11 protein-coding genes, 1 tRNA gene and 2 pseudogenes are annotated in these 16,467 nt (G+C 44.4%); 9 read left to right on the plus strand and 5 right to left on the minus strand.

The genetic code is table 11. From position 1 onward, the window contains the following. Positions 1-202 precede the first annotated feature (202 nt). Both ACEWB7_RS05860 and ACEWB7_RS05865 read right to left on the minus strand, forming a co-directional pair. Entirely contained in the window at positions 203-1,372 is a 1,170-nt protein-coding gene (locus ACEWB7_RS05860; RefSeq protein ID WP_034702409.1) for an alanine racemase, read from the minus strand. A gap of 12 nt (positions 1,373-1,384) precedes the next feature. Beyond that, positions 1,385-2,670: pseudogene (locus ACEWB7_RS05865) on the minus strand (D-arabinono-1,4-lactone oxidase). Positions 2,671-2,911: 241 nt separating this feature from the next. Between ACEWB7_RS05865 and ACEWB7_RS05870 the strand changes: the two are divergent. Continuing rightward, positions 2,912-4,555: an acyl-CoA synthetase gene (locus ACEWB7_RS05870; RefSeq protein ID WP_034702412.1), complete on the plus strand. Its 1,644-nt coding sequence runs from the start codon at positions 2,912-2,914 to the stop codon at positions 4,553-4,555. A 265-nt stretch (positions 4,556-4,820) separates the two neighbouring features. Here the strand turns inward: ACEWB7_RS05870 and ACEWB7_RS05875 are convergent. Further along, positions 4,821-4,907: transfer RNA gene (locus tag ACEWB7_RS05875), tRNA-Leu, on the minus strand. Positions 4,908-5,074: 167 nt separating this feature from the next. Here ACEWB7_RS05875 and queA point away from each other — a divergent pair. The 8 genes and pseudogenes from queA (at position 5,075) to secF (ending at position 13,333) form a co-directional block, all read left to right on the plus strand. Further along, positions 5,075-6,109: a tRNA preQ1(34) S-adenosylmethionine ribosyltransferase-isomerase QueA gene (gene queA / locus ACEWB7_RS05880; protein ID WP_034702413.1), complete on the plus strand. Its 1,035-nt coding sequence runs from the start codon at positions 5,075-5,077 to the stop codon at positions 6,107-6,109. An 18-nt stretch (positions 6,110-6,127) separates the two neighbouring features. Then, a pseudogene (locus tag ACEWB7_RS05885) lies at positions 6,128-7,157 on the plus strand (hypothetical protein). Positions 7,158-7,182: 25 nt separating this feature from the next. Continuing rightward, positions 7,183-7,752: a LemA family protein gene (locus tag ACEWB7_RS05890; RefSeq protein ID WP_034702415.1), complete on the plus strand. Its 570-nt coding sequence runs from the start codon at positions 7,183-7,185 to the stop codon at positions 7,750-7,752. Between the two features lie 110 nt (positions 7,753-7,862). Further along, on the plus strand, positions 7,863-8,717 hold the full coding sequence (locus ACEWB7_RS05895; protein ID WP_034702417.1) for a DUF4303 domain-containing protein: 855 nt from the start codon (positions 7,863-7,865) through the stop codon (positions 8,715-8,717). A 122-nt stretch (positions 8,718-8,839) separates the two neighbouring features. Further along, positions 8,840-9,970: a tRNA guanosine(34) transglycosylase Tgt gene (tgt, locus tag ACEWB7_RS05900; protein ID WP_004783611.1), complete on the plus strand. Its 1,131-nt coding sequence runs from the start codon at positions 8,840-8,842 to the stop codon at positions 9,968-9,970. Between the two features lie 100 nt (positions 9,971-10,070). Beyond that, complete coding sequence (gene yajC, locus ACEWB7_RS05905) at positions 10,071-10,400, plus strand: preprotein translocase subunit YajC (RefSeq protein ID WP_004783613.1); 330 nt, start codon at positions 10,071-10,073, stop codon at positions 10,398-10,400. Between the two features lie 52 nt (positions 10,401-10,452). Then, positions 10,453-12,351 (plus strand): protein translocase subunit SecD, encoded by a 1,899-nt coding sequence (gene secD, locus ACEWB7_RS05910; RefSeq protein WP_005233896.1) that lies wholly within the window; start codon positions 10,453-10,455, stop codon positions 12,349-12,351. 7 nt (positions 12,352-12,358) lie between these two features. Next, positions 12,359-13,333 (plus strand): protein translocase subunit SecF, encoded by a 975-nt coding sequence (secF, locus tag ACEWB7_RS05915; RefSeq protein ID WP_171069907.1) that lies wholly within the window; start codon positions 12,359-12,361, stop codon positions 13,331-13,333. A gap of 49 nt (positions 13,334-13,382) precedes the next feature. Here the strand turns inward: secF and ACEWB7_RS05920 are convergent, their stop codons facing one another. Together ACEWB7_RS05920 and ACEWB7_RS05925 are read right to left on the minus strand one after the other, a co-directional pair. Next, positions 13,383-14,039: a hypothetical protein gene (locus tag ACEWB7_RS05920; RefSeq protein WP_034702425.1), complete on the minus strand. Its 657-nt coding sequence runs from the start codon at positions 14,037-14,039 to the stop codon at positions 13,383-13,385. Between the two features lie 93 nt (positions 14,040-14,132). Further along, positions 14,133-16,442, minus strand: coding sequence for a RelA/SpoT family protein (locus tag ACEWB7_RS05925; RefSeq protein WP_004783621.1), 2,310 nt, complete (start codon positions 16,440-16,442; stop codon positions 14,133-14,135). Positions 16,443-16,467: the final 25 nt, after the last annotated feature.

A 16,467-nucleotide genomic window follows, 5' to 3' on the forward strand; every position in this document is an offset into this window, starting at 1 on the left:
CGTACCATGGAGCATGTCACCGCGAGATTATGATCGAGGGAGAACCTCAAAAGATAAAAACGGTGGATAAATAAAAAATCGCCTAGAATTTTACACGGCTTGGGCCAATGATTAAACCTTTTCCCTAATAAAAATAGGATTTATCACCAAAAAGTTCTTTTGAGCTGCAATGAGTTAAGATGATTATTCGCTCAAGAATTATTTATTCTCTCAAGGTTTGCCACGCTTCAAATTGCCTTTTAGCATAGACATACAATTGAGAAAACTGGGGAATGATGGCTTCACTTTGGGTCGGCCTTAAAAACACGTAATCATCGACTTTCAGTTCACAAGATTTCGGTACCAGAACCATTTCCTGATTGCTACTACGTCCATATAAAACATGCGGCTGGCTTTTTTCTGGAAAATAATAGTCCGCCTGCCAGTAACCACCATAAACGAATAGCGCTTTATAATGATGCGGTAGATGATTAAATACTTCCAGACCAGGAATCTGGCTATAAGGCAGCACTTTTAAAATCGGAGTGGCGATCCACAAAGCACATTTTAAAGCAGAGAGATTGGCCAGATCAAAATCACTGGGTTTAAGTAGCATGGAACCAAAAGCCAGATCATTACAAACACTCTGTTGGCAATGCTGCATAAAGGTCGGACTGCCGCCACCGTTAAAACATAGATTTTCATGCCATAAATCAGGAAATTGCTGTTGCAGCGTCAGCTTGAATTGTTGATAAATCTGCTGTGATTGCTGATAACTTTTTTCAGGTCTTTTAAGAATTTTTGGCAGTTTGGCTACATGCGCATCATAGCCCATTAATCCGGAAAAATTTAGATACAGTGGATGCTGCTGAATTAAATTAAGCATGGCTACAAACTGCTCCTGACTGCTCACCCCTCCGCGATGTAGGCCCACATCAATTTCAATATTTATATTCAAGCAGAGATTCAGGTTTTGGGCGAGTTGCAGATACTGCTCCAAGCGTGCTTGACTATCGATCAGCCATTGAATATTTACTTGAGGATTTAAGCCCTTTTGACTAAACAGGCTTTGATAAAAGCGCTGCGCTGCATGAACCGGCATTGGCTTACCGAGCAAAATGTCCGCTTGCTGAAATGCGCCGATAATTTCCCGAAGATATGGCAGATGAAATACCATAAAACGCTGGGTATTCAACTTTTCACTAGCGAATTGAAGTAATTGCTGACTGGCCAGAGATTTCACCGCCAGACGAGGCTTTAACTGCGGAGGTAATTTTGCCTGCACAACATCCAGATTATGTTGATACTGAGCCAAATCCAGAATCAGTTGTGGTGCACCCGTACCCTGCTGTTTTAGGTCTTGAGTCAGTTGCTGAAAATAAGTTGATCGCACCTTCTACTCCTGTTACTTAACCAAAAACAGTTGTTTTAAGTAGGGATTCAGCCATTTTTTTTTGCGGATCCAGCTGCTGACGTAGCGCCATAAATTCACCCCATCTTGGATATAAGTCGCGCAGTGATGCGGCATGCATGCTATGCAATTTTCCCCAATGTGGTCGCCCCTGATATTTCTGAAAAATCAGTTCCACTAGATTAAAAATGACGTGATAATCCTGCTTATAAAATTGATGGATAGAAATTGAAACTGAATCCCGCTGATAAAATGGACTGAGCCAGATGTCATCCGCTTTGACATAACGAAACTCGATCGGAAAGAACATCGGCACACGATGCTGCCTTAGACAATGCAGCACTTCTTCCAGACACTGCAAGCCTAGTTCAACCGGAATCTGGTATTCCATTTCATTAAATCGGGTATTACGCGGTGTGGGGAAAATCTGACTGGACCAATCCACAAAACAGGTCGGTTGGACAAAAACACCGAGCAGCTTTTGCAGATAAGGATTGGTAGACGGCAATAACCGTGTCAATTCAGAACATAACATCAGTAAACTGTCTTCTGATGGCCAGCTTTATTTTCTTGGCTGAATGAGTTCATCCGTTTCATCCAGTGTTTTCAGCATGACCTAATCAGCATGTAAAAATGCCCAAAACTCAATATGCCGATGCTGATGTTTCCATTGATCGATATTGGAAAATATGTCTTTTAATGAACACAACCAGATCTGTTCTTTTAATTTATAACGCGGCCGATTTTGCAGGGTGATTTTGGTGAGTATTCCAAAACCGCCTAGTGTCACCCGCCCCGCCTGAAAAATTTCCGTACTTTGCTGCTCATCACATTGCAATAATTCGCCATCTGCAGTCAGTGATTCAAAGCCTTGAACGAAAGCAGATAAACACGGCAAATCAATTCCCGTGCCATGCGTACCGGTCGAGATGGCACCCGCCAGACTTTGCTGGTCAATATCGCCTTGATTGATCAAAAGCCTGATTAAAAGGAGCTAGATACTCACCCAGCTCATATAAACGTGTACCTGCCTGTACAGTACATTGAGCTGTCGCTTCATCTGCATATATCACACCTTTGAAATGATCCAGACGAATCAATACCTCATCAGTTTTGGCTAGCGCACTGAATGAATGTCCTGCACCCACCACACAAATCTGCGCATGTGACTTCACCAGAGTTTGCAATTCATTGATTTCTTTAGGCTCGAAAATTTGAGGAGAACTGTACTGGCTTCCCGACCAGTTGCGCCATGTTGCATTCGCCTGTTGTATTTTCATTATTATTCCTTGGCTGAGGCTATTTTTAACACCCATTTAGAGTAAAATACCTAAAAAGGCAAATATGGGAACCCATAGGTTCAAAAAAATCAGTGTTTAAAAATAATTTTATTAATATTCAATTATTTAAATTTTTAAAATTATGCATTCGCACTCGACTAAAGCATAACTGCAAGACTTCCAAGAATTGCATATCTTTTTTAACAGGATATGAAAAATAAATATAGAACGGAGTTTTACAATGGTTAAGGCATACGATGAATTACCGCGCACCCCTGCCAATTTTGTAGCGCTGTCACCTTTACGCTATCTCGATCGCGCGGCTTATATCTACCCGAATCAAAGCGCGATCATTCATGGTAAGCGTCGTATTACCTGGCGTGAAAAATACAATCGTTGCCGTCAGTTTGCCCACCAACTCCAAAATTTAGGCATCGGTAAAAATGATACCGTTTCAGTTTTATTGCCAAACGTACCTGCAATGATTGAAGCACACTTTGCTGTGCCAATGGCGGGTGCGGTCCTGAATACTTTAAATACCCGTCTGGATGCCAAAACTTTGGCGTTCATGCTGGAACATGCTGAGACCAAAGTACTACTGGTCGATCCAGAATTTTCTGCAGTTGCAATAGAAGCTTTGGCATTGGTTCCACAGCAAGACATTTATGTGATTGACGTGGCTGATGAGGAATTTGAGGGTGAAGATACCCGTATCGGCCAGATTGAATATGAAGACTGGCTGGCTCAAGGCGATGCCAATTTTGAATGGCATTTACCGGATGATGAGTGGAATGCGATTAGCCTGAACTACACTTCTGGAACTACAGGCAATCCGAAAGGCGTGGTTTACCATCACCGTGGCGCCTATATTAATGCAGCAAGTAATATCATTGCCTGTGGCATGATGCCGCGTGCCACTTACTTATGGACCTTACCGCTGTTCCACTGTAATGGCTGGTGTTTTGCCTGGACCATGGCAGCCAATGGTGGTACGAACGTCTGCTTACGCAAGGTTGATCCGGAATTGATCTTTAAACTCATTGCTGAACATAAAGTGGATTATTTCTGCGGTGCACCAATTGTACTGTCTATGCTGATCAATACTCCTGAAGAGAAAAAGACCAAGTTTGATCATCGTGTCGAAGTGATGGTAGCCGGTGCTGCGCCTCCTGCTGCAATCATTGAAGGCATGCGCAATATCGGTATCAATGTAACTCACGTCTATGGCTTGACCGAGACCTATGGCCCCTCTGCGCTCTGTGCATCTCAGGCAGGCTGGTCAGACCTGTCGATTCAGGAGCAGGCACAACTGCATTCTCGTCAAGGTGTACCATATCCACTGCAAGATGGCATGAAAGTGCTTGATCCTGACACCATGCAGGAAGTGCCACATGATGGTCAGACCATGGGTGAAATCATGTTCCGTGGCAACATCGTCATGAAAGGTTATTTAAAGAATCCGGAAGCAACTGCTGAAGCCTTTGCCGGTGGCTGGTTCCATACTGGCGATCTAGCAGTATGTCAACCTGATGGTTATGCAAAAATCACCGACCGCTCTAAAGACGTGATTATTTCAGGCGGTGAGAATATTTCATCGCTGGAAGTGGAAGAAGTGCTCTATCAGCATCCTGCTATTCTTACGGCAGCCGTGGTGGCAAAACCAGATCCACGCTGGCAGGAAGTACCATGTGCCTTTGTCGAACTGAAAGTAGGACAAACTGCCACAGCCGAAGAGATTATCGAATTCTGCAAGCAACATCTGGCGCGTTTTAAAGTACCTAAAGATGTGGTGATTACCGAGATTCCAAAAACTTCAACCGGGAAATTGCAGAAATTTATCCTGCGTGACTGGGCTAAAGAACGCTCTCAAGGTGAATTTTCTTAATTTATTAAGACCCTAGCATCCAGCCCTACTCCTGAAATTTCTTTTTTAATATTGAGAAAGAAGAATTTGGTGAGTGGGGCTTTTTTTATATTCAGAATAAAGACAATTAGTGTATTTAAGTGCTGATTAAGGTACTTATTCTGAAAGATGCCTTACCAAATTAAAGATAAAGAATGCGATCAATCAAAGAAGTTCGCATCCACATGCTTATTTTTAGGCAATAAAAAACCCCAAGACTTAATATGCTTGGGGTTTTTCAGAATCTTGGTCCCGAGGGTCGGACTCGAACCGACACGTCATCTCTGACAGCGGATTTTGAGTCCGCCGCGTCTACCAATTTCACCACCTCGGGAGTGGATGACGGCTATATTACTCTGTTTCAAAAACTTGTCAACGCAGAAAAAACACATTTGCCTAATTTTAAAACAATTCTTATTTTTTTGTTTTATAATCGAGCAATTCCCGCCATAAAAAAGAAAAAAGTTTATACTAGCCGCAGTTTTTTTATCGTAAATTGTCATGCAACTTTCTGATTTTAGTTTCGATCTCCCTGATGAGCTGATTGCTCGCTATCCTCTTGAACAACGTAGTGCTTCTCGCCTGTTACACCTTGATGCACAAGGCCAATATCACGATCACCAGTTCACCGATATTCTGGATTTATTGAATGAAGGCGATTTACTGGTTCTGAACGATACCAAAGTGATGAAAGCGCGCCTGAAAGGTAAACGTGCCTCTGGTGGTGCAGTTGAAGTACTGGTTGAGCGTATGATGGATCAGTTCATTGCGCATTGTCATATCAAGGCCAGCAATACACCCAAAACCGGTGCAGAATTATTTATTGGTCCAGATGAAGTTAAAGTCACCGTTCAAGGCCGTCATGAAAATCTGTTTATTGTCGAATTTTCTCAGCCGATTCTGGATGTGCTGGATCAATACGGCGCACTGCCAATTCCACCTTATTTCAATCGTGAAGCAGAAGAAATTGATACAGTTCGATATCAGACTGTCTTCAATGATCCGACTAAATTGGCCAGCGTTGCTGCTCCTACCGCTTCCCTGCACTTCGATGAAGAGTTGCTGAAAAAACTGGAAGAGAAAGGCATTCAGAAAACCTTTGTGACCTTGCATGTCGGTGCAGGTACTTTCCTGCCGGTTCGTACCAATGATATCGAAAATCACATCATGCACAGCGAATGGTGTCAGGTGTCGGATGAATCTATGGAGCTGATCAAAGCCACCAAAGCGCGCGGCAATAAAGTGATTGCTGTGGGAACGACCGCAACCCGTGCGACCGAAAGTGCGGCTCAGGCCAATGGTGGTGAACTAAAAGGCTGGACCGGTGATACTCAAATCTTCATCTATCCGGGTTATGAATTCAAAGTGGTGGATCGTCTAATCACCAACTTCCATTTACCGGAATCCACCCTGCTCATGCTGGTTTCAGCTCTATCTAATCGCGAAAACATCCTGAATGCTTACAAACATGCGGTTGAAAGCAAATACCGCTTCTTCAGTTATGGCGATGCCATGCTAATTGATCAAGCGCAATAATCAGCAGGAACCCTCCCGATGCCGATCGAGTCTGTGCAGCACTCCATTCATATTCGACGCAAGAAAAATGCAGTGGTGTTTCGCAACATCGCCCGGCTCTGGGATCTGGGTCGTCAGGCCAAAAGCCATCAGGAATTATTGGATGGCTTGCATCCATGGAACGGCCCAATTAGCTTAAAATTTGAAAATAATTTACCGCTTGCTCTGGCCGGAATCGGACTCTTTCTGATTGGCTGCATCTTTGTAGCGCCTGCCAACATCTGGATGCAAAGCGGTGTTTTCTTCGGCTGTCTACTAATATTCTGGGCTTATATCAGCTATGAACATCGAAAGCCACTGGATGAAGTCATTCGCTATTTGGAAGATGAGGCGCTCGCCAAAAAATACCAGCTGGCTTTTCAGAAGCAGCCACAACATATCTCGATTCCGCTCAATCCCCTACATTTTATTAGCCATTTAAAACGTCTTTTCCCGGTATTTAATCAAGGCTCTCTGAGTAATGAAATTTCACGCTATGCCAGTACTGTCTGGGAAGATGAAGATGGTCAACAACATCAGGTTCTGGTCTTTCAATATCATTATGTGCACGAAGTTCAGGTACGCGATAAGGAAGGTCAGCCGGTCAAACTGACCCAGGTACATAAAGACCTTTGGGGGGGTATTTGTCTTTGATGTCCAGATTCAGGGGCTAGCCGTGACTACTTCCAGAAAGAAATTTCATTATCCTTATGCTCATCCCTGGCACAGCAGCGACATTCGCACCAACCAGAAATTAAATTTCTTTGGTAGTGACCCGATGCAAATGGCGAAACTGCTCACGCCTGGTTTTGTACTTCGACTGGCGGATTTTTTTGAACAGCGTCAGGGCGATTTACTGTTTCACCCGGAGAGCCATATGCTCTGTTATCTGGGACCACATGATTTATTTCAGGTATCCAGTAAACACGATAAAATTACCGATATTTCCACATTGCGTGGCCATCTCAGAACGTTTAAATTAATAGAATTGGAAAAGTTACATACTGATCTGACGCAATTTTTAAAATAATTATTTTTTTCTGGGGACTACTTTTATGGGATTTTTTGTTTTTGTCATTATCCCGCTTCTGGTCATTATTGCCATTATCATGATTCGTAACAGCATTGTGCGTCATCATAACTCCACTATTCGTGCATGGTCCGATGTCGCCAGCTATGAGCGGCAAAAACTAAAAATCCTGGATGGTCTGCAACCTCTGGTTGAGCAATATTCCAGTTTTGAAAAAGGAACTTTAGAGAAAGTCACTGAACTGCGTCAGAACATTATGAACCTGAATATTCAGGATGCCGATATTGCCCAGTTACAACGGGTTGAAAACCTGAATAAAGAACTGATGCGCAGCCTGAATGTGGTGATTGAAAACTACCCTGAACTGAAAGCAAATGACATTTATCTGAAAATGATGAATGAAATTGAAGAACAGAATGAAAATGTCGGTGCTGCAATTACCATCTACAATCGCAATGTTGAACTCTTCAATAACCAGATTCAGATTTTCCCGCACAATATTATCAATAATATGTTCCTCAGAAAGAAAGCAGTACGCCCTTTCCGTGACCAGACCGTGAGTCAGAACTTTGACTATCGTCCAAACTTCCACTGAGAAAAATCATTACATTTTATAGTTTTTGATTTGCAATACATTGGCTTATGATGAAAGAGTGAGAGATAAAGCAATACACTTATAAAACCCAATAAAAAGAATAAAAAATCATGCTGGATTATTTAGAACACTTGCAACAGATGCTAGTCAAGGAATTTTATCAGCTGTATGACCGCTATCAGGATGATGAAATCTATGCCTGTAGTCTGGTCTTTGATGAATTTTTACTGCTGGATGATCTGGCGATTTCCACAGAACGTAGCTTTTTTCAGGACCCTGAAGATCCACAGCAATATCTGGCCGAACGGGATCGCTGGAATGTACGAAAATGGCGCTATAAAAGCCAAAGCTCTTCACAATCTGAACTCATGCCTTTTAAAACTTTGCTGGCAGAGTATTTTAAAACCCAGCATAGTTTTGGCCATCCTGTCTTAGCTCAGCAAAAACAGCTTCCCGCTACTCACCTGGAGTTATTGCTAGAAACTTTTAAGCAAGCCAAACATCGACTTTCTGAAGCTTATGGTCTGGATCTAGATTCGATTATCTTTTTTCTCAGCGTTCCGACCCAGCCCGAATGTGAATGCCAATCTGCACTTGAACTCAATTCTGACAGTCGCTTATTGCAGGACTTTTTAGCTTCCAGACAGACCCTGTCTCAACTGACAGTCAATAAGCGTTTAAAACTCTCGCAAAGTGACAAAGACATCCTGATCGACCTGGAACAAATGCTCACGATAGAGCCTTATGACTATTTGCAAGTGGCGCAAGATGCCTATTTACTGACGCTGGAATCTTATTTTATCGACAGCAATATCTATATCCAGAAACTGATCCAGCATATTGCTGCCATGGCGGCTGAACCTGACGGCAGCTGTGCCTTGAGCCGGGAAGAAATCATGCAGCGTTTACAGCAGTTTTCTGCAAACTCACCTCTTTCACCTGATCTTTCCTCTATTCATCGATAAATAAAATTACAGAGTGAATTCTCTACAATGCTGGCGTTTAAAGTCAGAATCAAGGAAAATAGCGCCCTTTAATTCGCATTAGTAATCAGCGAACTGTTTTTTCGCCTTGATTTGGAACTCTTATGAAGTTTGAAAAATTAGGTCAGTCGGGTCGTGCCCGTCGTGGTCGTTTAACGCTTGAACACGGCGTAGTAGAGACACCCGTCTTTATGCCAGTTGGTACTTATGGCACCGTCAAAGGCATGTTGCCACGTGATGTTGAAGGCATTAAAGCGCAGATTATCCTCGGTAATACCTTCCACCTGTATCTGCGCCCAGGCCTTGAAGTCATCAAGCAGCATGGTGGCTTGCACGGTTTCATGAAATGGGATAAACCGATTCTGACTGACTCAGGCGGCTTCCAGGTCTTCAGTCTGGGTGCAATGCGCAAGATTGAAGAAAAAGGCGTGACCTTCCGCTCACCGATTGATGGTTCAAAAGTTTTCCTTTCACCTGAAATTTCGATGGAAATTCAGCATACGCTGAACTCCGATATCGTGATGATTTTTGATGAATGTACGCCTTATCCAGCGACACATGAAGAAGCGCAGAAATCTTTGCAGCTGTCTTTACGCTGGGCTGAGCGCTGCAAGAAGCATCATCATGATGAACTCAACAATAAAAATGCCCTGTTCGGGATTATTCAGGGCGGGATGTATGAAGACCTGCGTGATGAATCTTTAAAAGGCCTGCTTGAGATTGACTTCGACGGTTATGCGATTGGCGGTCTGTCTGTCGGTGAACCGAAAGAAGAAATGATCAAGGTGCTGGATTATCTTCCGAACAAAATGCCGGAAAATAAACCGCGTTACCTGATGGGTGTCGGCAAACCGGAAGATATCGTTGAAGGCATCCGTCGTGGTGTAGACATGTTCGACTGCGTCATGCCAACCCGAAATGCACGTAATGGTCATTATTTCGTGACTGATGGTCTGGTGCGTATCCGTAACAGCCAATACCGTCATGATCAAAGCCCGCTTGATCCACATTGCGACTGCTATACCTGTCAGAACTTTACCCGCGCTTATCTGTTCCATTTAGAGAAATGTGGAGAAATGCTGGGTTCTATGCTCGGTACCATCCATAACTTGCGTTATTACCAGCGTTTTACCGAAGATATCCGCAACGCGCTGGATAACGGAACTTTTGATGAATTTGTTCAGGACTTTTACGCTCGTCGTGGCCTAGAAGTTCCACCTTGTCCACAAGATTAATCTTTCAGCATTTGCGCTGAGGAAAAAGACAGGGTAAATTGCAAGAATATGTCAATTTATTATCAAGTTGATCACCAGTTTTTTATTTTAGGAAAATGAAATGAGCCTATTTATTTCGACTGCTCACGCTGCAGGTGAAGCTGCACAACAACCAAGCTTGATGGCTAACCTTTTGATGATTGCGGTTTTTGTTGCAATCTTCTATTTCTTGATCTGGCGCCCTCAATCAAAACGTGCCAAAGAGCACCGTGCTCTGGTTGACAGCCTTGGCGTAGGCAGCGAAGTCGTTTTTGCAGGCGGCTTAATGGGCAAAATCACTAAAATTGAAGGTGATTTCGCAGTCGTTGAGTTGAGCCGCGGTGTAGAAGTCAAAGTTCAACGCGCGAGTGTGATCTCAGTTTTGCCTGAAGGCACTTTAAATAACATTTAATCAAAATTAGTCGTGCTCCCCGCACGACTTTTTCATTTTAAGAAGAAAACGAATGCGTTACCCAGCATGGAAATATGTGCTGATCCTGGTTGTCCTGGTGGTCAGTACTTTATATGCCCTGCCAAGTTTGTATCCAGATGAACCTGCTGTACAGATTTCGGGTGCCAAAGCCGGTACTCAGATTGACGCAGGCATCGTACAAAAAGCAGAGCAGATTTTAACAACTGAAAATATTGCAACTCACGACAATAGCTTTAGTAATAACGCTGCTTTATTACGTGTAGATTCAAGTGAAGCACAGCTGAAAGCCAAAGAAGCTTTACGCCGTGGTTTAGGTGATGAATACGTCGTAGCACTTAACCTTGCTCCAACCACTCCAGAATGGCTACAGAAAATTGGTGCCAAACCAATGAAACTGGGTCTGGACTTGCGCGGTGGTGTTCACTTCCTGCTCGAAGTGGATATGGACAAGGCGATTGCACAGCGCATGGACACCTCTGCAACTGACCTACGTCGTCAGCTGCGTGATAACAACCTGAAATTCAATAGCCTGAATTTAAGCAATAACACCATTGTTGTGCAGTTTGCCAATAATGATGATCGTGCTGCCGTCATGGATTTCCTGCGCCGTAATGGCAATGAATTCAACCAGCAGGCAGTGGCGACTGAAACCGGTTCGACTTTACGCCTCAACTATACCGATACGCGTAAGCAGGAAATCGAATCTTATGCGGTGAACCAGAACTTAACTACTTTACGTAACCGTATTAACGAGTTAGGTGTGGCTGAAGCACTGGTACAAACTCAAGGCAGCAACCGTATTGTGGTTGAACTACCAGGTGTACAGGATACCGCAGAAGCAAAACGTGTCTTGGGTCGTACGGCGAACCTGGAATTCCGTCTAGTGTCTGATCTGAATGATCAATACATCGATCCTTATACTGGTCAATTAAGTGGTACAGCTCCAGCAGGGACTCAAGCATTTGCTTATGAATCTCTGGACAGTGGTCGTCAGTTATTGCTGAACCGTAACCGTATTTTGACCGGTGAACGCGTACAAAATGCATCTTCTGGCTTTAGCCAAGATACTGGCGGTGCTGAAGTTAATATTACTTTGGACAGCGCTGGCGGTAAATTGATGGCAGATGCCACACGTAATGCTGTAGGCAAACGTATGGCGGTACTGTTCATCGAGAACAAGCAAAAAATCAGCTACGTAGAAGATCCGGCAACTGGTGCACAAACTGAAGTGCGTACACCATATACCGAATCTGTGGTGATTAACGCTGCAACCATTCAGGCAGTATTGGGTTCTCAATTCCGTATTACCGGTCTGGACTCACCTCAGGAAGCTTCTGAGCTTGCCTTGATGCTACGTGCTGGTGCTCTGGCTGCGCCAATGTACTTCGTTGAAGAACGTGTGATTGGTCCAAGTCTGGGTCAGGAAAATATTGATAAAGGCGTACTCTCTACTCAAATCGGCTTCATTCTGGTAGCAATCTGGATGGTAGTATTCTTCCGTCTGTTTGGTGTGATTGCCAACTTCGCACTGGTTGTTAACCTGGCGATGATTCTGACAGTGATGTCATGGATTGGCGCTTCCCTCACCCTGCCGGGTATCGCGGGTATCGTGATTACCATCGGTATGGCGGTCGATGCCAACGTACTGATCTGTGAGCGGATACGGGAAGAAATGAAATGGGGCGCCTCGCCGAAACAGGCAATTGTGGCCGGTTATGATCGGGCCTATAACACCATTTTCGACTCGAACTTAACTACCTTCCTGGTAGCGTTCATTCTGTTCGCAATTGGTACTGGTCCGATCAAAGGCTTTGCTGTCACCCTGATGATTGGTATTGTCTGCTCGATGTTTACGGCGATTACCGTAACCCGTGCGATCGTACAGATCATCTATGGCAAAAAACGTAACTTGAAAAAGTTGAGCATTTAGGAGATCGATGATGACTGAAAATACTCAACTGAATCAGAAACAGTACGGTCGCCCTGAAGACGAGCGCGTGATTCCGTTTATGAAGATTGCATTGCCTGCGGCAGTGTTCTCTATCATCCTGACGGTTGCCAGCATCTTCTTTATTGCGACCAAAGGCTTGAACCTCGGTCTGGACTTTACCGGTGGTGTATCAGCAGAGCTGAACTATACCAATCCGGTAAAATCGGAAGCTGTGACTCAGGCACTCAGCAAAGCTGGCTTTGACGATGCTGTCGTGCAGACCCTGGGCTCGGAACGTGACCTGATGGTACGTATGCCGGTTCAGGAAGATATTGAAGCAGAAGACCTTACCAAAGCCATTACTGCAGCAGTTCAGCTGCCAGGCAATGCGGCTCAGGTGCCTAAGGTCGATGTAGTCGGTGGACAGGTCGGTAACGAGCTGTATGTGCGTTCTGCGGGTGCAGTTGCCCTTGCCCTGTTGCTGATGCTGGTCTATGTCACCATCCGCTTTGAGTTCAAACTGGCAATCGGTGCAGTACTATCTTTGTTCCACGATATCATCGTGACCATTGGTATTTTTGCCATGATGCAGTGGCCGTTTGACCTTACTGTTTTGGCAGCAGTACTGGCGATCATCGGTTTCTCACTCAACGATAACATCGTGGTTTCTGACCGTATTCGTGAGAACTTCCGTAAGATCCGTGGTGCCGAACCTGTTGAAATTATCAATATTGCCTTGACTGAAACCTTACGCCGTACCATTCATACTTCTGTAACCTTGTTGTTGGTTGTAGTGGCTATGATGATCATGGGTGGTGCTGGGCTAAAATGGTTCTCGATTGCGATGTTTGTAGGTGTCTTTGTCGGGACCTATTCTTCGATCTATATCGGTACAGCCTTCGCCCTGTGGCGCGGTCTGAATCGTCAGGACTTTATTGTTCAGGTGAAACCAGAATTTGAAGACGAAAATCAGCTTCCATAAGCTGCCCGTTTTAGCTTTCGCTATTCAGCCCATCTTATGATGGGCTGAATTATTTCTGGTCTAAGAAAATTGAATGCTGAGGCACTATGGCAATCACAGGGTGGATGTTAGCTACATCAGATTTCTGGAAACTGACCTTGCGGCTTTCATCCAGACTTTGGATCTGATAGCTGTCTTGGCTTTCCGAAATCAGCTCCACAATGAGTTGTAGTCCATTAATTAAATAAAGACACACCAAGCCAGATGACTGTAATACGGCTTGCTCATCACAGACCAACCACCAGCCTGCTTTTAGGCTCGGAAAATAATATTGTCCTGTGACCTGTATGGCATAATACTGAGGTTCCAATTTCAGCCAAGATACAAGATTTTCTGCCGAATCTATAACTTTCATTTTAAAGGCTTGCTGCTCAACAACCTGCATCTGGAACAAAGTCATTTTTACAGGATTAGGTGCCACTTCAATGACAAGGGCTTCAGCACAATCCAATATTAAACTTTCTAAACCCAGTTGCTGCTCCAGCTCACGTGCAGCCTTTTCTCCAATCTGGCGCTTACTGTTCAATAGCTGGGTAATATAAGCAGCAGACAGACCAAAGTGCTCGCAAATCTCTTTGCCATTTTTAAACTGCTGGCTATCAATCAACTGATCAATCACTTTGGCCAGATTATTTCGTCTCAGTTCAAATATTTCCGTGGCACTCATGTTTATTATTTGCTCTTTTCCCTCTTAAGCACACCTTATAACAAAAAAGCCCGCAATTGAATTGCGGGCTTTTCTAATCATACCTAAAAAGAATCAGTTACCTTGTACCAGACGGCGGGCACTGATAATTCCCGGCTGCTGTTCAAGACGGGCCAATAATTTGGAAAGTTGAGCCAGACCTTTGACTTCAATCAACAGTTTCATATTAGCAATACCATCTGCTTCAGAAATGGTATTTACCTGACGGATATTGATCTGATCCGAGAAAATCACCTGAGTCAGATCCTTAAGTAAACCACGACGGTCATAGGCTTCCACCACAATCTGCACGCTCTGACCACGAGTCGGCTGCATTTCCCAGTCGGCTTCTACTGCACGTTCCGGTTCCTGCGAGATCATACGTACATAATCCGGACAAGCTACCTTGTGGATGCTTACACCGCGATTCAGTGTAATATAACCCGCAATCGATTCACCATGCACCGGCTGACAGCATTGGGCTACATGCAGTTCCACGTTATCCAGACCATCAATCAGAATACCATGTGCAGATAAAGTATGGCTGGCACGCGGATTCAAGGCTGGTTTCAGCACCAGTTCAGGCTCATCCTGATCCAGATGCATATGGCGATTGACCTGATTGATCAGGGCATGCAGGCTGATATCACCATTCACCAGACCAATCAGAATGTCTTCACCACTCTTCACATTAAAATGGTTGCAATAATCACCCAGATCAATTGATTTTGGATGAATTGCCAGACGTGCCAATTCTTTATTCAGAATTTCACGACCCACTTCCAGGTTCTTACTGCGATCCTGCTGACGGAACCAGTGACGTAACTTGTCACGGGCACGTGCAGTCTTGATATAACCCAGTGAATTAACCAACCAGTCCCGATTCGGTTCACGGTCTTTCTTGGTCAGAATCTCGACCTGTTCACCAGTTTTCAAGGCATAGGTTAAAGGCACATAGCGCTGGTTGACCCGGGCTGCATAGCATTTGTTGCCGACTTCCGTATGCACGTGATAGGCAAAGTCGAGCACAGTTGAACCCCGCGGCAACTCTTTAATATCACCATCACGGCTGAACACATAGATTTTTTCAAAGCCTTCAAAATCTTGAATGTGTTCAAAATTTTCAACTTCCTCTTCTTCATCCTTATGTGCGCTGGCTTCATTGCGTTCTTGATAATGCTCAATCACTGCACGCAGGGAGTGCAGACGATGATTAAAGGAAGTATCGGTATTTTTCGAACCTTCCTTATAGTTGAAGTGTGAGCATACGCCAAGTTCAGCCTCTTCATGCATCGTATAAGTACGAATCTGCACTTCAAGTGACTTGTTTTCCGCAATCACAGCTGTGTGTAAAGAGCGATAACCATTGGCCTTCGGATTGGTAATATAGTCATCAAACTGATGCGGAATATGTCGCCACAATTGATGTACGATCCCGAGCGTGTGATAACACTCAGGTACGCTTTTCACCAGTACACGCAGCGCACGGATGTCATACAGCTGGTCGAAGCTCAGGCTCTTGCTTTTCATTTTCCGATAGATCGAATAAATGTGCTTCACCCGGCCATTAATTTCAGCTTCAATGCCGTGTTCTGCCAGCTCTTCACGCAATGTATCAATCACGAACTGAATATATTGTTCACGTTCCAGACGCTTTTCATTCAGCAGAGAGGCAATTTCTTTATAGCGTTCCGGCGCCAGATAGCGGAAGGCCAGATCTTCGAGTTCCCATTTCAATTGGGCAATCCCGAGACGATGCGCTAGAGGAGAATAAATGGTGAGAATTTCTCGTGCGACCCGTTCTTGCCGTTCACGTGAAGAATTGGCCAGTTCGCGCAGTGCATAGGTACGTTCTGCCAGCTTGATTAACACGACGCGGACATCTTCTGTCACTGAAATCAGCATCTTGTAAATGCCAGACAGATGTTCACGCTGGTTATTATTAAAGTGATCTTCCAGGCGTTTATTTTTTTCAATCAGCTCAGACAGCTTACCCATGGACAGCGTGCCTTTGACCAGGCTGTAGACCTGTTCACCGAATTTTTCCTGCACTTCTGCCAGTGGCATGACGCCTTCACGTACTGCGCGGTAAAGCATGGCAGCGGATAAGGTATCTTCATCGACATAGAGATGCGCGAGAATATCCGCCATTTCAATACCGGTATAGAAGGTATTAGAGCGATGCTGAACTGTACTTTGTAGCTCTTTTTCTAAGGTTAAACGGGCAACTTCTTCGAGCTGCTTCAGGGGAGCCCCGTCTAATATGCCACGAACCCGATCTAACCATTCAGTCAGATCCTGCTGTGCTTGTTCGGCATGTTCTACAGTCGCCTCCTGTGACAACTCATTGAGCCGCCCAGGCAGTTGCTCACGTACTGTGACCATACCCTTCTCCTACTTTTAGATACAT

Source organism: Acinetobacter sp. NIOH-H-8 (assembly GCF_046635365.1).
Lineage (GTDB): Bacteria > Pseudomonadota > Gammaproteobacteria > Pseudomonadales > Moraxellaceae > Acinetobacter.